This window comes from Limnohabitans sp. T6-5 (assembly GCF_003063315.1).
Classification (GTDB): Bacteria; Pseudomonadota; Gammaproteobacteria; order Burkholderiales; family Burkholderiaceae_C; genus Limnohabitans_A.
This window is the reverse complement of sequence record NZ_NERV01000006.1, coordinates 1-17,034: the sequence shown is the minus strand read 5'-3', so window position 1 is coordinate 17,034 and position 17,034 is coordinate 1. Positions and strand designations below refer to the sequence as shown.

The window sequence follows — 17,034 nt, the reverse complement described above, 5'->3', positions numbered from 1 at the left end:
GCACAGGTATTCGTAGGTCGGTGGCTTTAGCCCCGACGTTGGTAGTTTGACCAACGTCGGACTCTTCGAGTACCGACCTACGAGGTCAGCGACGACATTTTGGGCAATGGGGTGTACGTAGGTCGGTGGTCGCAAACCCCGACATTGGTGGGTGGGCCAGCGTTGATCGCCAGCAGGGCTGGCTCCTACGGGGGCACAGGTATTCGTAGGTCGGTGGCTTTAGCCCCGACGTTGGTAGTTTGGCCAACGTCGGACTCTTCGAGTGCCGACCTACGAGGTCAGCGAGGACATTTCGGGCGATGGGGTGTTCGTAGGTCGGTGGTCGCAGACCCCGACGTTTGGGAGGTTATCCGGCCATCACGGACTGCAGGGCTGCGTCCAGGGTCAGGAGTTCTAGGGCGTAGGTTTGTGCGGTGGCGCCGATGATGGCGTCGGGCAATTTGACTTTGCGCTGCTTGCGCAATCTGATCGCCTGATCCTCGACGGCGGGTGACACCGGCAGATAGGTCAGCGCAGCCAAACGGCTTTCAATCAACTGCTGCTCGGGCTCGGACAAATCAGGAAAACCCAACAACTCCATGCGCGTGATACTGCTGTAGGCACACTCGCTGGCCAACACATTCCGCTCGGACACCAGCGCCATCACTTCTGGTGAAGACTTGAGCAGCCCCAAAAATGAAATTGGTGTCGAGCAAATACTTAATGCCATTCATCGCGCAATTGCCGCTGGAGCTCTAAGGGCGACGCGGCAAATGCCGTGGACTTTTCCAGGCCACCACTCAATTGCGCCAGACCGATTTCCTTCACCGATTCAGGCGCATGAGCGTGCCGGGATTGCAGGAACTCGGCGAAGTCCAGAACCTCTGCAAGCAAAGGCTCGGGCAGTGTGCGAGTGACATCCCAAAGCCGTTCGGCCATCGTTGGCATTGCATCTCCTTGATCAAGCGTTTCATCGTACGACAAAACATGGGGCGGGGAAATGTCGGGGTGGGGTTTCGGCATTGCGGGCAGATGACGGACTCTTCGAGTGCCGACATGCGAACAGCCGACCCACAGGGAAGCGGTGTTTGTAGGTCGGTGGTCGCAGACCCCGACGTTGGTGGTTTGACCAACGTCGGACTCTTCGAGTGCCGACCTACGAGGTCAGTGAGGACATTTTGGGCAATGGGGTGTCGTAGGTCGGTGGTCGCAGACCCCGACGTTGGTGGTTTGGCCAACGTCGGACTCTTCGAGTGCCGACCTACGAGGTCAGCGAGGACATTTCGGACAATGGGGTGTTCGTAGGTCGGTGGTCGCAGACCCCGACGTTGGTGGGCGGGCCAGCGTTGATCGCCAGCAGGGCTGGCTCCTACAGGAGGGCGGGGGGATATGAAAAAACCCGCCATGGGGTGGCGGGTTGGGTTGGGGTATTTGTAGGTCGGTGGCTTTAGCCCCGACGGTGGTTGAGCGGGCAACGTCGGACTCTTCGAGTGCCGACCTACGCAGACCCATACGCAACGCAAGCAGAAACTGTATGCGGTGTTCGTAGGTCGGTGGCTTTAGCCCCAACGTTGGTGGTTGGGCGGGCAACGTCGGACTTTTCGAGGACCAACAACGCGCACACCAAATTATCGGGTCGCAAGCTCCCCGCAATGACGGAATGCGTTCATCTCTGTCATTGCGAGCGTCGTGGCAATCCAATGGTGTGTGTTTGGGTTATGGATGTTAATTCGCCCAGGAAAAATCAACGGTCACGCGGTCGGAGGTGACTTGGGGCATCACGGTGCGGCCTTGTTTGGTGAGGGTGACCAAGCCGTATTGGGCCATCGTGTGCAGTGAGCGCGACACGTTGGGTACGTGCTTGCCGACCGCCTTGGCCAAGGCATCCATCGAATCGGGATGACTTTCGCGGATCACCTTGAGCAAGGCCATGTTCTCGTCCGACAACACGCGGGCCATGGCTGCAACACTCGGGAACCACACATCGGGATCGTCTTTGTTGCGCTGACGTTTTCCGGCGGCTATGGCCAGCGAGCGCGCGCGTTGTACCGACACTGGCGCGATGGCAAATTTCAAAACTTTGTTCATGGACAAACCTCTTTCAAAACGCGATCCACTTCATCGTAAAAATCGCTAACCAACTGAAACGCCGTATCAAACTCATACAAAACGCCCTCGTCGAGAGCATGGCGGTGGCGATGATCGTAGGGAAATTTTTTGCCCGCGTGCTTGAAACGCGAACCGGCAGGCTTTACACCATGCGCATTGTCAAAACCAATCAGCCGCGTGTTGTCCGGTGCATGCAAGGTCAGGCTGTAGTTGATACCGTGTGGCCGCTCCGGCGTCTCGGCCACACGTGAAACCTTCATCTTGACCCAATAGCCGGCATCATTTTGAACTTCGATGTTGCCATCCATGCCCAGCAGAAACTCCAAACCCATGACCGATGAATGCTTCGAATCCATGCCTAACCTTATCATGGATTGATAAATATGAAAACCCATTTGAGCGGGCAACGTCGGACTCTTCGAGTGCCGACCTACAAGGTCAGTGACGACATTTCGGGCAATGGGTTTCGCAGGTCGGTGGTCTTTGACCCCGACAGATCACCACGTCACCCACTCAGCACGAAACGGTCAACGGGCTGAGGAGTCGATGCGCGAGATCGACAAAAACGGACCGGGCCTCGGCAAAGGAAACGGACTCGCCAAAGACCAGCTCGTCCACAAACTGGAGGTAATCGCGTTCAAAACTGTCGGGCTCTGCGTGCAAGGCCTGCAACACCGCTTGCATCTGGCCTACCGGGTCGCGCTCGAACTCGCGATACTGATTGCGATACTGCGCCGCATCGCCAGCCACCAGCGTTGCAAAGTGCGCATGTGGTAACGCATTCACCAAACGATCATGGTTCGCGGCAATCGCTCGCACATCGTAAAGGTGACGCACCAGGCGGTCGTCGTATTGCGCACGGTTGCGCCCTGCACGCGCCTCAGCGGTGCGGCGCAAAAATGACAAGACCTTCTCAGCCAAAGTCTCGTCCACACTGATGCACTCGATTTTGAAATCATCGGTGGGTGCCCCGATCAACTCATCCAGCATCGAGCGAACAGGCAACGGCGCCGTAGGCAAAACCGGCGGGCGTGCATTGAACTCCACCTTGATCTCCGGGCGCAAACTGGCCACCGGCGAAAAGCGGCTTTCATAAAGCAAATTCATGGCCACATAACTGTTCTCGTCACGCGCAACGATCTGCTCCGGCGGCACATGAAAACCCGCATCCCCCAACACCTGGGCCAAACGCTTCTTGAACTGACTGAGCCGCTTGCTTCGGGCCGTACGCGACAGCCCCTGCGGCACAACCAACTTGAAATCCACATCTTCGGACATCCGCTCAATCAGCCTGTGCGCCTTGGACAAACAAGTGCCGCCGCAAAACACCAAGCCAATGCCATCGCTGTCGGTGCTGGCAATGTGGCGGAGGGCTTCGGTCAGGAGGAGGTCTTTTTCGAATATTCCCGGCGGCAACGACGACAGAGATTCGTTGCGAATATCCAGAATCTGTTTACGCTCTTGCGCTGTAATTGTTTTCATATCGCACCGTGCTGATACCGACAGTGATTTTTCGAGAGATGCGACGATGCCCCGTATTGAACGTCGTGCGCACCGGAATCTGCGTCGTCCTGCCTTCGACATAAGCCCGTTGCGCACGACCCAGCGTGACGGGCACATCCAATTTTCCAAGTGCCTCTTGAGCCAACTCTTCAAGCGTGACCCGCGGCACAGGTTTGCCCGACAGCGTGCTTGGCCGGGCCTTGGCATACGTGCCATAACCCAAACGCACAATCTTGCCCTCAGCAATCAACTCCTTGAGAACCCGGCTAATCTGACTCGCGCTGCCCATCTTCTCGAAATCAGCACGCATGACCACCTCACCCTTGCGCAAAGCAATGGACCGAACCATCCTGTCTTTCAAACTATACCGACTCATCGCGCCCTCCCTGGTGATGCAAACAATGCTCATGCACTATATATGAAATCGAGAAATTTGCAGGGGTGTTATGGCAGATGTCGGACTCTTCGAGTGCCGACCTACGAGGCGTTGGTATGTGTCGGTCGGTGGTCGAAGACTGCTGGGGTTGGTGTTTTGATGCAAGTTACATCTTGGTATTCGTAGGTCGGTGGTCGAAGACCCCGACGTTGGTTGCATGGCCAGCGTGTTTGATTGGGCGGTGGTGGTCGATTGGGGAGATGTCGGACTCTTCGAGTACCGACCTACGAGGCGGTCGACGGCGTTGCGGAGCGCGAGTGTTGCACCCCGTCGGAACGCGGGGCCGTTGGTTTTCGTAGGTCGGTGGTCGAAGACCCCGACGTTGGTTGGTGTGGTGGACGTGTTTGATTGAGCGGTGGTGGTCGATTGGGGAGCTGTCGGACTCTTCGAGTACCGACCTACGAGGGCGGTCGACGGCGAAGCGGAGTGCGTGTATTGCAGCCCGTCGGCACGCGGGGCATTGGGCAGTCGTTGCTCGATAGACATATACCCCGACAACTGTGCCAGATGGATTGGTTACCATTCGTGCATGTACGGTTTCACACATCAAGGCATTCGGTCATGACACACGACATCCGCTGGCAGCAGCGTTTTTCGAATTACACCAAGGCCATGCAGAACCTGAGCGAGGCTGTCGCGCTGGCGGGTCAGCGGCCTTTGAGCAATCTGGAACAACAAGGCCTGATTCAGGCTTTCGAATTCACCCACGAATTGGCCTGGAATGTGCTCAAGGATTTTATGGAGTTCAAAGGCATCTCGGGCCTGATTGGATCGCGTGATGCCAGTCGGTCGGCTTTTAAAAATGGCTTGGTCACCGATGGCGAGGCCTGGATGGACATGATCAAGGCACGCAATCAGACTTCGCACACGTACAACGTGGATGTGGCCAACGACGTCGCGCAATCCATATTGAGCCGCTTTTATCCGGCATTTGTGGCGCTGAGTCAGACCCTCAGCACACGACTGATCGAGGGTGACACCGCATGAACGGCTGTCCTGATGGGGCGCGCCATGGATTGAGTGATGACACGCTGAAAAGAATCCAGCAAGCACTGGCCCAATACCCGCAGGTAGAGCAAGCGGTCTTGTACGGTTCACGCGCCAAGGGTACCTTCAAACCCGGCTCGGACATCGACCTGACGCTGCGCGGGCCGATGCTGAATTTTTCTTTATTGGGCGATATCGAGCAGAGTCTGGACGACTTGCTCCTGCCCTACGAAATCGACCTGTCTTTATACGAACACCTGAACCACGCAGAACTCACAGCCCACATTGACCGAGTCGGACAGGTGATTTACAAACGCCATCCATGAGCCCGCAAGTCGGGAGAATTGGCACGAACCTGCGGGGCTTCGGCGTGGGTTCATGTCGGGGCTAAAGCCGCCGACCTACGGGGACTTGGTTAACGAAGGCTCCATGTCTGGACTGGCCGAGCCGAACGTGGTTAATTTTCTATCTTGAGCTGACGAGGTGGCCGCTGACAAATTTGTGGAGCAAGCTGGCTGCGAATGTTTGATAGGGGACGCCCTCCTCCAGTGCGCGTGCCTGGAGGTTTTTCAAGTCTCTGCTTGAAATTCGGATATTCAATCGCTGATCTTTTTTGAAGGTTGCGTCGGCTGCAGCACGGTGTTTTTTGATTTGCGCTGGCGCATTGCGCACGGACTTGAGCGTACCGGCCTCCATCGCTTGCAAGATCTCCAACTCTTCATCGTCGTACGTTGGTTTTTTCTTCATCACTTGCTCCTGTATTGCCGTGTCGCTTTGCGACTGGGGATGATGGTTTTCAAAAAAATCTCGGTTTCGTTTTCAATGAACGGTACGGCATAGACGTATTCATCCACTTCCACGAGCGAAATCATCTGGCCGGGATATTTGCTCTGATTGGGGTGCGCGACCACGTCGATTTCATTACCGTTGCTGATCTCGAAAACAATCCGCTCAAAAGAAATGCCACGTTCGCGAACCAAAAGCTCGTTCTTTTCAGCATTCCAATTGTAAATTTTCGGATTCTGCATGTGTGCATTTTAGGCACACACAGCACAAGGCGTCAAACAACTGAATAAGGTTGGTACTTTTTTGCTTGTTGAATTGATTGGGAGTGAAACTCCAGACACATGAGACCGTCGGTATTCGTAGGTCGGTGGCTTTAGCCCCGACATTTGTTATACGAAGGCTCCATGTCGGGGCTGAAGCCGCCGACCTACGAGGGAGATACGGAGCGAAGCGGGATCATTTCACCCCGTCGGGACGCGGGGCATTTGGTATTCGTAGGTCGGTGGTCGGAGACCCCGACGTTGGTTGCATGGCCAGCGTGTTTGATTGGGCGGTGGTGGTGGATCACACACATGTCGGACTCTTCGAGTACCGACCTACCGGTGAGGCACGGGCATTTCGGGGGGGCCGGGATTTCGTAGGTCGGTGGTCGGAGACCCCGACGTTGGATGATTGACCTCGATGGGCGGGTTGGGCAATGGGGTCGATTGGGGAGATGTCGGACTCTTCGAGTGCCGACCTACGAGGCGGTCGACGGCGTTGCGGAGCTAAGCGAAGCGCACCATTTCGCCCCATCGCAACGCGGGGCATTTGGTTTAAGTGGATGTGTCAGGCGGCTTGGCCGTGCAGTATTTCTACGGGCAAGGCGCCATTGGCCCGAGCGTCGAGGACGACCACCTCAACGGCGGTGCCGTCTGCGGCGTAGCTGACATGCGTGTTCCAGTCTTGCGACACCTCTCGGGCGATGGGTTTGTCGGAGAGGTGTATCACCAGAATGTCGTCCTGATCGTAGTAGGTGGTTTTCATGGTTCATGATCCAAAGTTGGTGTTCGTAGGTCGGTGGCTTTAGCCCCGACGTTTGTTAATCGAAGGCTCCATGTCGGGGCTGAAGCCGCCGACCTACGGGGACGTTGGGGTGTTTTAGGCAATCGCCAGCAAGCCCTTGTGCTGGATCACGGTGAGCAGGCGCAGGGCGGGTCCGCCGGGTTTTTTGATGCCGCGTTCCCAGTCTGACACCAGGTTTTTGGACACATTCAAATACCTTGCAAACACCGGTTGGGAAATGTGTTCGCGCAGACGCAAAGCCTTGATCTCTTCGGGAGCCAAAGGCTCGATGGGCGTCAGGCATGCGGCGTCGAATTCGCGCATGGTCTGGCGGCTCACTGCGCCTGCGTCGTGCAGCGCCTCCATCGTTTCGTGGACAGCGGCGAGCGCATCGCTTTTGTATTTTTTCACCATATCAATTTACCTCTTCAAACTGGCCGTTGGTCACGCGATGGACGGCGTTAAAAAGATCGCGGGGGTTGATCGCCAGCAGGGCTGGCTCCTACAAGGGACAGGGCTTTCGGTGTTTGTAGGTCGGTGGCTTTAGCCCCGACATTGCTTGTTAAACCACCAACGTCGAAGCTAAAGCTACCGACCTACGCATACCGGTACATGCAGGCCGGTACGGGCAGGTGCCGATGTGGTGGTCAACCGAGCGGGCTTGGATGCTGGCGCACCCATTCGCGCATCACGTCATTCACCCTGGTTTGCCAGCCACGTCCACTGGCTTTGAGCGCGGCCAGAACGTCTGCATCCAAGCGGATGGTGGTGGGCACTTTGAGGGGTTTGTTTTTTGGGCCGCGCACACGTTGCGCGCACAGCGCGGCGTACACCTCGGGAGAGAAAAACCGGGCTGCTGGCAAGGCGCGCGCGAAGTCTTCCTCTGTCCACTCTGGGTTATCGGCGTCGGCGGCTACGCCCGCGTTGATGCGGGCGTCTTCCTCTTTGGTCGGCAACTCGACGCTGCGGACAGATTTAGTGCGTATTTGCATAGCGTTTAAGCCTAGCTGAAAAATTCAATTCATTGTGCATACATTAAGGAAACGACCTGTTGTTGGTGTTGGCGCAGGCCTGTGTCGGGGCTGAAGCCGCTGACCTACGAAGGGCGGTATGTGGCGGGTGCCGATGGCGGTGGTTTGCGGGGGTTGATCGCCAGCAGGGCTGGCTCCTACAGGGGGATGGGGCGGTGGGGTGTTGGGTGATGGTTTTGGGTTTGCTGATGGATTGATGGGCGTTTACAAATTAAAACAATAGAAATAGGCCATGAGGATATTTTTGGGATTCCTGATGGATACTTAAGGCATCAAACAACAAGGTTGTTAGAAGTTATTTTGTAGGTTGGGGATTGGATTGGGCGGTGGTGGTTGGGCGAAGGCGCTATCGCGGCGGGGGCGCCGCTCCTACAAGGGGCGGGGGTCGGTGGCTTTCGCGCTGACGGTGGTGGTTGGGCGAAGGCGCTATCGCGGCGGGGGCGCCGCTCCTACAAGGGGCGGGGGTCGGTGGCTTTCGCGCTGACGGTGGTGGTTGATCGAAGGCGCTATCGCGGCGGGGGCGCCGCTCCTACAAGGGGCGGGGGTCGGTGGCTTTCGCGCTGACGGTGGTGGTTGGGCGAAGGCTCTATCGCGGCGGGGGCGCCGCTCCTACAAGGGGCGGGGGATAAAAAAACCCGCCACGAGGGGCGGGTTGGTATGCGGGTGTGGAGTTCGTAGGTCGGTGGTCGCAGACCCCGACGTTGGTGGTTGAACAGCCAACGTCGGACTCTTCGAGTGCCGACCTACGAAAACCCGACCTACTTGCCTTTACACCTGGCTCACCAGCAGGTGGTCGTCGATCAGCAGTTGGGCTGCTGAGGTGTTGTGGTTGTAAGCGGTGTAGCTGTGGCCGTTGGCAACGACGTGGGTCGCGTCGGCGGTCCAGTTGGTCAGGTCGGAGAGGACGACTTTGTCGCCGGTGTCACCGTCGATCATCAGCTGGTTCTTCGTCACCGTGGCGGCCAGGCCGCTGGTGGTGTTGCTGGCGTTGAACGCGTTGGAGCTGGTGGCGTGTTGCAGGATGTCGGTCAGGTTCAGCTTCAGCGTGTTGTCGCCGCTGCCGGTCAGGTCGACCTTCTCGATGTCTTGCACCGCTGTGGCGGCCACCGCTGTCAGGTCCAGGACCAGGCCTGTGCCGTCGAGCTTGATGGTGTCGATGCCTGTGCTGCCGTCGACGCGCTCGATGTTCTGGCTCGTGCCCGACTTGCTCAGCTGCGTCACGTTGTCGGCGTTCAGCACGAAGGTGTCGTCGCCACGGCCGCCATACAGCACGTCTGCGCCACCGCCGCCAATCAGCGTGTCGTTGCCGTCACCGGCCACCAGCTGGTTGTTGCCTGCGGTGCCTGTTAGCGTGTCGGCGCCCGTGGTGCCCATGGCGTCGCCGTTGGCTGTCTGGAACGTCATGCTGTCGAGCTTGTCCACGCCGCCGTAGATCACGCGCACCACACCGGCTGCCGTGAGCGTGCCCACGTCTTCACCGCTGTAGTCGGCAAACACCAGGTCGGCAAAGCCGTCGCCGTTGATGTCGCCACCCGCGCTGACCGAGCGGCCCAGGCTCTTGCCTGCTGTCGCGCTGTAACCGTCGATGCGGAAGCCCTCGGACGCTTGCAACTCGGCCAGCGCAATCGCTGTCGTCGCTGTGCGGCCATACACCAGATAACCACCGCCGACGGCCGAGCCGTTGATGGCCATGTTCCTGTTGGACACGATCATGTCGGCCAAGCCGTCGCCGTTGAAGTCGCCGACCACATCGGTATCCCACAGCAAAGCATCGACCACGGTGGCCGTGTTCGGCCCTGCCGCGTTGATGACAAAGCCACCACTGCCCGCTATCAGCTGCGACACATTGATCGACGTGCTGTCCGTCTTGCCAAACATCACAAACGAACGTGTATCGCCATCGTTGAAGATGATGTCGTCGATGCCGTCGCCGTTGATGTCGCCCGCCGTCGAGGACGTGAACTTCAGCGAGTTGAGGCCCGTCAAACCGTTGATCGCAAAACCGCGGCCGTTGCCAGCCACCGTCAATGCGGCGTTGGTGTAGTTCGTCAAGCCCGTGCCACCGTAGTACACAAAGGCAGGGCCGGTGCCACTGGTTGATGGCATTTGCGCCAAGGCAAAGTCGCTGTAACCGTCGCCGTTGAAGTCACCGTGCAAGGTCGACAAGATGCCGCCCGGGGTGAAGTTCGCCAGCGGCGTGATCGACACACCCGGTGCAGCCGTGGCCGCGATGGTGCCCGTAGGCGCCACGTTGGAGCCGCCAAACACCAGGTAGTTCTTGAGCGCCGTGTTGTCATTGAACAAGATGTCCTCATAACCGTCACCGTTCACGTCACCCACCACGCTTGGCTCGACCATCGCGTTGGCCGACGTGATCTTGAAGCCCTGGCTGGCCAACAAAGCTGTGGCGTTCATCTTGCCTGGGCTGCTGGTGGCGCCGTAAATCACATACGCCGTCGTGCCGTTACCGATCACGATATCGCTCAGGCCGTCACCGTTGACGTCACCGCCACGGCTAGGTTGCAGCGTGTTGGTGGTGATGATGAAACCATTGGTGTTGCCTGGCGCCGTCATGTCCGACACATTCAGTGCCGTGTTGCGGTTACCACCGTAGACGATGTAACGCTGACCGTTCAGGTCGGTGATCTCGATGTCTTCGTAGCCATCGCCGTTCACGTCGCCGACGTTCATCACGCCCTGGTTTTCATTGGTCAAACCAATCTGCGCATTGGCCGTGCTGCCGTTGATCATGAAGCCCTGACTCATGGCCACCAAGTCTGCCAACGGCAAGTCATAGGCCCAATTCACCTTCACAGGCGAAGTCAGAGACGTGTTGCCACTGACCGCACTGGTGATCTCGGCACTGACCGACACCGCGCCAAAAGGCTGGCTGGCCACAATCGCCTCAGACACCGTCACATCCACATACTGGTTGGTGATGTCCGTGGCCAGCAAAGTGCCCACATTGATCAGCTGATCGCCCCAACGCACCACCAGCTTGTCACCGGCTTGGGCAGGCACAGGCGCACCCAAAGTCGCCGTGGCCAACTCCACCCGCAACATCGTGCCTGGGCTGGCTGTGCCCACCGCCTCGGTGTAATACAACGTCGTATCCACGATCGGCGTGGTGGTGGTCGGCCATGCCGTGGTCTGCATGTTGTAGAACGCCTCTGGGATACCGCTCAAGGCGCTGCCCGTCGTCGTGGTGGACCAACGCGTTGCGCTGATGATCGGCGTCGAAGGCAAAGTGAAGTCCACGGCAATGGGCTGACCGCCTGAATGTGACAGATCGGTCGTGCCATTGAGCAGCGTCACGATGCCATTCACATTGGCCGCTGTACCCATGGGCGTGATGGCTGTCAAGGTGGCCAAAGGCACCGTCACATCCACATAGTTGGCCGCCACATCGGCAGCGGTCAACACCACGGTGAACTTCTGGCCGCCCCAGTTCAGCTCAATCGTATTGCCCAAGACAGCACCCGTGTCGGCCAGCGACACACGCACGGGTGTGCTGCTGTCGCTGTTGGCTTCAGGCACGTTCAGCACCCCGGCCAACTCATTGGCACTGGTCATGATCGTGGGCGCCATGTGCACCTTGATGCTGTCATCCACCAAGACCTGCGCATTGGCCGATGTCAAATCGTCCAGCACCTTGTAGGTCTTGCCGTTGTTGGTCACCGTGCCCAGGCTCTGCCAAGTGCCCTGCAGATACAAGTCGTTGGTTGCACCACCGTCCACCACCACTTGGGCGCCGTTGTTGACGGCATCCCAGTTGGTCGCGCCACCAGTGGCCGTGGCTGTCCAGCCTGTGGCCGTGTTGAACGGGTTGTTCTTCTCGGACAAAGTCAGCACATCGATCAAGCCCATGGTCAGCGAGGTGCCGCCTGTGCTCATGTTGATGCGCTCAATGCTCTGCACCGGCACCGACCGCATCGCTGTCAAGTCCAGCGACGCCGTGATCTCCAGCGTGTCAGTGCCCGCACCGCCGTCAATGCGTGCCACTGCTTGCGCCGCATTGCCGGTGTACGTGCCCATCGCCGTGATGTTGCTGGCGTTGATGGTGATCGTGTCGTCACCCCGGCCGCCGTACAGCACGTCTGCACCACCGCCGCCAATCAGCGTGTCGTTGCCGTCACCGGCCACGATCTGGTTGTTGCCTGCGGTGCCTGTCAGCGTGTCTGCTGCGCTGGTGCCCACGGCGTCGCCATTGCTGACCTGGAAGGTCATCGAATTCATGCGATCAATACCGCCGTAAATCACGCGGGTGATACCGGCGTCCAGACGACCTGTCGGGTCATCGCTGTTGGCCGTGATCAACAGATCGGCAAAGCCGTCACCGTTGATGTCGCCACCCCCGCTGATCGAATTGCCAAACGCTGTGGTCGCCACCGACACACCGTCGATGCGGAAGCCATCCGAAGGCGCCAGAGCGCTCAGCGTGATCGCGCTGGTGTTGGTGCGGCCATACACCAGATAAGCACCGCCATAGGCCACACCGTTCCAGCTCATGGCATCGTTGCCCACCAGCATGTCGGCCAGGCCGTCGCCGTTGAAGTCACCGACCACGTCCACATCGACCACGTTGCCCGTCATCACAAAGCCACCCGAGCCAGCGGTCAAGCTGGACACGTTCACCGGTGCATCGCTGGTCTTGCCAAACAAGACAAAAGCGCGGGTTGTGCCATCGTTGAACAGCATGTCGTCCATGCCATCGCCGTTGATGTCGCCGGTGGACACACCGTAGTTGGACAAATGCTTGCCCGTCATGCCCTGCACCGCAAAGCCACGGCCACTGCCTGCCACGCTCATGACGCTTGACGTGATGCCCGACAAAGTGGGGCCGCCAAAGTACACATAGCTGGGCGTGTCCGACGTGGCATCGGCCACGTAGTTGTTCAACATGAAGTCGTTGTAACCGTCACCGTTGAAGTCACCACTCTTGGCAAACGTGCGGGCACCCGACACCAAGTTGGTGCTGCCGGTGTTGATGAAGAAGCCATTGGCAAAGGTGCCCGTGCTGCCCGTTGGCAGGGTCAGGCTCGAGGTGTTCGTGCTGCCATACAGCACATAGTTGCCCCATGCTGTGCCCTGCACTTCAAAGTCCAGCACCATGTCGTCCAGACCGTCGCCGTTGATGTCCCCCACAAAGGTCGGTGCCGACACCGCATAAGTGGGCGACGTGATCTTGAAGCCCTGGCTGGCGGCCAGACTGCTGACCGCAATCGCACCCGGGCTGGCCGTGTTGCCCAGCACCACATAAGTGCTGGTGCCGGTGTGCACGATCACATCGTTCAGACCGTCGCCGTTGTAATCGCCACCGGTGGTGTTGAAGTACGAACCACCGCTGATGATGAAACCATTGGTGTTGCCCGGTGCCGTGAGTGTGGACAGCTCGACCGCTGCCAGACCCGAATGGCCATAGACCACATACTTGGCACCGCCCACAGATTCGACCAATGAGAAGTCATCAAAGCCGTCGCCGTTGACGTCGCCCAAATTGACCACGCCCTGCGTTTGGTACTGGTAACCCGTCTTGCTGCTGGCACTGCGGCCATTGATGGCAAAGCCCTCGCTCAAACCAGCCAGGTTGTCCACCGGCAAGTCATAAGCCCAAGTCACGTTCAAAGGCGCTGCCGCCGACATCGTGCCGCTGGCGGCGCTGGTGAACTGCGCACTCACCACCACCGTGCCAAAGGCCTGGCTGTCCACCGTTGCAAACGGCACCGTCACATCCACATACTTGTTGGTGATGTCGGTGGCGGTCAGGTTGCCCACTTTGAGCACCTGGTCACCCCAGTTGATGGTCAAGGCATCGCCAGCCACCGGGTTTTGTGTCGAGCCCGTCACGATGGGCAGCTGCACGCGCAAGACCGTGCCGCTGTTGCCGGAGTTGACCGCCTCGCTGTAATACAGCATGTTGTCCACGGTCGTGAAGGTGCCGGTCGTCGTGGCGGTCTGCTTGTCGTAATAAGCCTCGGGGATACCTTTGAGATCGCTGGTGCTGCCTGCACCCGTGGCGGCCCAGGCGACGCTGTTGATGGTCGGTGCAGGCAGCGTGGTAAAGCTCACAGGCACCGCCACCGGATCACTGGCCGACACGGTGGTCGTGCCGTCCAGCAGCGTCACCGAGGCAGGCACAGAGGCCGTTGCGCCCACGGCGGTTACCGCCGTCAGCGTGGCCAAAGGCACGGGCACGTTGGCCGTGCCTGCTGCAATGTCAGCCGCTGTCAGCGTGTAGCTGATGGTCTGGCCGCCCCAGTTCAGTTGCAGCGTGTTGCCTGCCACCGCACCGGTGCCCAGCAAAGAAATGCCCACCAGCGTGCCGCCATCGCTTTGCGCTTCGGCCAGGTTCAGGCTACCGGCCAACTCATTGGCATTGGTCAAGATGTTGGGCGACAAGTGAACCTTCACACTGCCTTCCACCAGCACCTGGGCCATGGCCTTGGTGGTGTCTTCCAGCACGGTGTAAGTCTTGCCGTTGTTTTGCACTGTGCCCACGCTGACCCATGAACCCGACAGGTACAAATCGCTGTTGGCCGTGCCATCCACCACCACCTGGGCGCCCACGTTGACCGTGCCCCAATTGGCCGGGCCGCCTGTGGCTGTGGCTGTCCAGCCTGTGGCCGTGTTGAACGGGTTGTTCTTCTCGGACAAAGTCAGCACATCCAGCACGCCCATCTTGAGCGACGTGCCCGTGCCCGACAGGTTGAAGCGCTCGATGCTCTGAATGGCCGCATCGCTGATCGCTTTCATGTCCAGCGAACCTGCGCTGATCTCGATCGTGTCCACACCGTTGCCGCCGTCAATGCGCGCAATCGCTTGCGATGCGTTGCCAGTGTTGACGGCCAAGGCCGCAATGTTGCTCGCGTTGATGACGAGGGTGTCGTCACCTCGGCCGCCATACAACACGTCTGCACCGCCTGCGCCTACCAGCGTGTCGTTGCCGTCACCGGCCACCAACTGGTTATTGCCCGCAGTGCCCGTCAGGGTGTCTGCAGCGCTGGTGCCGATGACATCGCCGTTGGAGAGCTGGAAGGTCATGCCTTCGAGCTTGTCAACGCCACCATAGATCACACGCGTGATACCGGCCTGGATACGGGTGCTGGTCGGACTGTCCAAAGGAGCCGACACCAGCAGATCGTCAAAACCATCGCCGTTCACATCGCCCGCTGCACTCACAGCAGAAGAGAATTTCACGCCAGATATGCCATTGATACGGAAACCTTCACTGCCCGACAAGTCAGTCATCGTGAGCGCTGTTGTAGCTGTTCGGCCAAACACAACATAAGCTGCGCCCGCCACCACGCCTTCTATCGTAGCCACGTCAGAGGCCACCACCATATCGGCGAGACCATCGCCGTTGAAGTCGCCGATCACATCGACACTTGTGATCCTGCTGTTGCCTCCGGCATTGATGATGAAACCACCCGAACCCGCCGTCAAAGCGCTGATCTGAACCGTGCTGCTGCTCGTCTTTCCAAACGCCACATAAGCAGCGTTGCCGTTGACAGAGCCGTTGTTGAAGATGATGTCAGCCATGCCGTCACCGTTCACATCGCCCGTGTTCTGTATCAAATACGAGGTTGCCGCTTCGCTCACGCTAGAGATCTCAAAGCCCCTGCTGGCAGCGGCCAGTGCGGTCAGTGCAATCGTGCTCAGGTTAGCGCCACCGAACACCACAAATCCATTGGCACCGCCAGTACCGTAGTTGTTCAGCACCATGTCGCTGTAACCGTCACCGTTGATGTCGCCGAATGTTCCGGTCAGAGAACCACCCGATGTCAAACCCGCCTTACCATCCAGGAAGAATCCGTTGGTATAGGAGACGGTCATGTCTGTGGGCACCGTCACGTTCGTGTTGTTGGCACTGCCGTACATCAAGAAGTTGTCGCCCGTTGGCAAGTTGATCAAGATGTCATCAAAACCATCGCCGTTGACGTCACCCACAATGTTGGACGTGTAGCCCAGCGATGCAGCGGTGGTGATCTTGAAGCCAGCGCTGGCAGCCAGAGCGCTGATATTGAACACCCCAGGGCTGACGCTGCCACCATAAACCACATAGGTTTCGGTGGTATTTCGCTTGATGATGATGTCGTTGTAGCCATCCCCGTTGATGTCGCCACCTCGGCTGTTGTTGTCAGAACTTCCGTTGACCACAAAGCCAATGGTGTTGCCTGCTGTCGTCATACTGGACAGCTCAACGCTGCTCAGGTTGGAGCGGCCATACACAATGTATTGGAACGTGGAAATATCACCACCTGTGGTGATCTGGTTGATCGACAAGTCGTCGTAACCATCGCCGTTGATGTCGCCAATATTGACGACCCCCTGGGCGCGGTTGCCCGTTCCATCGGCAGACAATATGCCATTGATGGCAAAGCCAGCACTCAAAGCCGTCAGCTGTGCAGCAGGCAAATCGTAGGACCAGTCCACATTGACGGTGGCCGGTGCCGAAGTATTGCCGGTGACTGCGCTGGTGATGGTCGCAGTCACCGCCACATCACCAAATGTCTGGCTGTCGATGGTGCTGAAGGGCACCAAAATCTCAACAAATTTAGCGGTGATGTTGGCAGCACTCAGCGTGATGGGTGCAAGGGCTTGATCGCCCCATGACACGTTCAGGACGTCATTCGCCAACGCAGGGTTAACCACGCCAGTGACACCCGCAGTAGGTATCTGCACACGCATGATGGTGCCGCTGTTGGTGCTGGCCACCGCTTCGGAGTAGTAAAGCTTGTTGTCCACCACAAAGCCCGATGTGACGGTCGGGAAAGCGCTGAGTTGTTTGTCGTAATAAGCCTCCGAAATACCCGAAATCGCACTGGTATTGGCAGCACCTGCCGCCGCCCAAGCCACATCGTTGATGGTTGGCGCTGCTGGCAAGGTGAAGTTCACCGCAATCGTCTGCGGATCGCCTGCAGAAATCGTGGTCGTGCCATCCAACAAACTCACCGTGGCGGGCACATCGGCGCTGGCGCCAATGGCGGTCACGGTGGTCAGTGTGGCGGTCGGCACCGGCACGTTGGCCGTGCCAGCGGCAATGTCAGCGGCTGTCAGTGTGTAGCTGATGGTTTGGCCGCCGTAGTTCAGCTGAATGGTGTTGCCTGCCACTGCGCCGGTATCGGCCAGGCTGATGGCCACGGGTGTGCCGCCATTGCT

At 58.6% G+C, this 17,034-nt stretch carries 14 protein-coding genes; 2 read left to right on the top strand and 12 right to left on the bottom strand.

The annotated features are described in order from the left end of the window. Positions 1-346 precede the first annotated feature (346 nt). From B9Z51_RS17835 to B9Z51_RS17810, 6 genes are all read right to left on the bottom strand, one after another. Positions 347-709, bottom strand: a complete 363-nt coding sequence (locus B9Z51_RS17835; protein ID WP_199227588.1) for a type II toxin-antitoxin system VapC family toxin — start codon at positions 707-709, stop codon at positions 347-349. Then, positions 700-918 (bottom strand): DUF2281 domain-containing protein, encoded by a 219-nt coding sequence (locus B9Z51_RS17830; protein ID WP_233255044.1) that lies wholly within the window; start codon positions 916-918, stop codon positions 700-702. The genes B9Z51_RS17835 and B9Z51_RS17830 overlap by 10 nt, the downstream gene beginning before the upstream one ends. Positions 919-1,704: 786 nt before the next feature. Beyond that, positions 1,705-2,067 (bottom strand): transcriptional regulator, encoded by a 363-nt coding sequence (locus B9Z51_RS17825; protein WP_108376518.1) that lies wholly within the window; start codon positions 2,065-2,067, stop codon positions 1,705-1,707. After that, positions 2,064-2,444 carry a DUF6516 family protein gene (locus B9Z51_RS17820; protein WP_233255043.1) on the bottom strand — a complete coding sequence of 127 codons (381 nt, stop codon included), beginning with the start codon at positions 2,442-2,444 and terminating at the stop codon, positions 2,064-2,066. Before B9Z51_RS17820 ends, B9Z51_RS17825 begins: the two co-directional genes overlap by 4 nt. Positions 2,445-2,601: 157 nt before the next feature. Beyond that, the gene (locus B9Z51_RS17815; protein ID WP_108376517.1) at positions 2,602-3,570 is read right to left on the bottom strand and encodes a nucleotidyl transferase AbiEii/AbiGii toxin family protein; all 969 of its coding nucleotides are present in this window, start codon (positions 3,568-3,570) and stop codon (positions 2,602-2,604) included. Then, positions 3,542-4,000 carry a DUF6088 family protein gene (locus B9Z51_RS17810; RefSeq protein WP_233255042.1) on the bottom strand — a complete coding sequence of 153 codons (459 nt, stop codon included), beginning with the start codon at positions 3,998-4,000 and terminating at the stop codon, positions 3,542-3,544. Before B9Z51_RS17810 ends, B9Z51_RS17815 begins: the two co-directional genes overlap by 29 nt. A gap of 588 nt (positions 4,001-4,588) precedes the next feature. On the opposite strand from B9Z51_RS17810, the gene B9Z51_RS17805 reads away from it, so the two are divergent. After that, positions 4,589-5,014 (top strand): nucleotidyltransferase substrate binding protein, encoded by a 426-nt coding sequence (locus B9Z51_RS17805; RefSeq protein WP_108376516.1) that lies wholly within the window; start codon positions 4,589-4,591, stop codon positions 5,012-5,014. Then, on the top strand, positions 5,011-5,340 hold the full coding sequence (locus B9Z51_RS17800; RefSeq protein ID WP_108376515.1) for a nucleotidyltransferase domain-containing protein: 330 nt from the start codon (positions 5,011-5,013) through the stop codon (positions 5,338-5,340). The genes B9Z51_RS17805 and B9Z51_RS17800 overlap by 4 nt, the downstream gene beginning before the upstream one ends. Positions 5,341-5,479: 139 nt before the next feature. Here the strand turns inward: B9Z51_RS17800 and B9Z51_RS17795 are convergent, their stop codons facing one another. The 6 genes from B9Z51_RS17795 to B9Z51_RS17770 all read right to left on the bottom strand — a co-directional run bounded on the left by B9Z51_RS17795 (position 5,480) and on the right by B9Z51_RS17770 (position 17,016). Then, positions 5,480-5,761, bottom strand: coding sequence for an antitoxin (locus tag B9Z51_RS17795; RefSeq protein ID WP_108376514.1), 282 nt, complete (start codon positions 5,759-5,761; stop codon positions 5,480-5,482). Next, entirely contained in the window at positions 5,761-6,042 is a 282-nt protein-coding gene (locus B9Z51_RS17790; RefSeq protein WP_108376513.1) for a BrnT family toxin, read from the bottom strand. Before B9Z51_RS17790 ends, B9Z51_RS17795 begins: the two co-directional genes overlap by 1 nt. A gap of 586 nt (positions 6,043-6,628) precedes the next feature. Next, complete coding sequence (locus B9Z51_RS17785; protein WP_053173388.1) at positions 6,629-6,826, bottom strand: DUF2283 domain-containing protein; 198 nt, start codon at positions 6,824-6,826, stop codon at positions 6,629-6,631. A gap of 114 nt (positions 6,827-6,940) precedes the next feature. After that, positions 6,941-7,258 (bottom strand): DNA-binding transcriptional regulator, encoded by a 318-nt coding sequence (locus B9Z51_RS17780; protein ID WP_108376512.1) that lies wholly within the window; start codon positions 7,256-7,258, stop codon positions 6,941-6,943. Positions 7,259-7,491: 233 nt separating this feature from the next. Then, positions 7,492-7,836, bottom strand: a complete 345-nt coding sequence (locus tag B9Z51_RS17775; RefSeq protein ID WP_108376511.1) for a BrnA antitoxin family protein — start codon at positions 7,834-7,836, stop codon at positions 7,492-7,494. 807 nt (positions 7,837-8,643) lie between these two features. Beyond that, on the bottom strand, positions 8,644-17,016 hold the full coding sequence (locus tag B9Z51_RS17770; protein ID WP_233255041.1) for an S-layer family protein: 8,373 nt from the start codon (positions 17,014-17,016) through the stop codon (positions 8,644-8,646). Between the last annotated feature and the right edge of the window lie 18 nt (positions 17,017-17,034).

Excerpts from the sequence above, each read along its gene's own strand:
- B9Z51_RS17815 (WP_108376517.1), bottom strand. The coding sequence starts at position 3,570 with ATGAAAACAATTACAGCGCAAGAGCGTAAACAGATTCTGGATATTCGC.
- B9Z51_RS17835 (WP_199227588.1), bottom strand. The coding sequence starts at position 709 with ATGGCATTAAGTATTTGCTCGACACCAATTTCATTTTTGGGGCTGCTC.
- B9Z51_RS17805 (WP_108376516.1), top strand. The coding sequence starts at position 4,589 with ATGACACACGACATCCGCTGGCAGCAGCGTTTTTCGAATTACACCAAG.
- B9Z51_RS17785 (WP_053173388.1), bottom strand. The coding sequence starts at position 6,826 with ATGAAAACCACCTACTACGATCAGGACGACATTCTGGTGATACACCTC.
- B9Z51_RS17800 (WP_108376515.1), top strand. The coding sequence starts at position 5,011 with ATGAACGGCTGTCCTGATGGGGCGCGCCATGGATTGAGTGATGACACG.
- B9Z51_RS17790 (WP_108376513.1), bottom strand. The coding sequence starts at position 6,042 with ATGCAGAATCCGAAAATTTACAATTGGAATGCTGAAAAGAACGAGCTT.
- B9Z51_RS17810 (WP_233255042.1), bottom strand. The coding sequence starts at position 4,000 with ATGAGCATTGTTTGCATCACCAGGGAGGGCGCGATGAGTCGGTATAGT.
- B9Z51_RS17830 (WP_233255044.1), bottom strand. The coding sequence starts at position 918 with ATGGCCGAACGGCTTTGGGATGTCACTCGCACACTGCCCGAGCCTTTG.
- B9Z51_RS17825 (WP_108376518.1), bottom strand. The coding sequence starts at position 2,067 with ATGAACAAAGTTTTGAAATTTGCCATCGCGCCAGTGTCGGTACAACGC.
- B9Z51_RS17795 (WP_108376514.1), bottom strand. The coding sequence starts at position 5,761 with ATGAAGAAAAAACCAACGTACGACGATGAAGAGTTGGAGATCTTGCAA.
- B9Z51_RS17780 (WP_108376512.1), bottom strand. The coding sequence starts at position 7,258 with ATGGTGAAAAAATACAAAAGCGATGCGCTCGCCGCTGTCCACGAAACG.
- B9Z51_RS17775 (WP_108376511.1), bottom strand. The coding sequence starts at position 7,836 with ATGCAAATACGCACTAAATCTGTCCGCAGCGTCGAGTTGCCGACCAAA.
- B9Z51_RS17820 (WP_233255043.1), bottom strand. The coding sequence starts at position 2,444 with ATGGATTCGAAGCATTCATCGGTCATGGGTTTGGAGTTTCTGCTGGGC.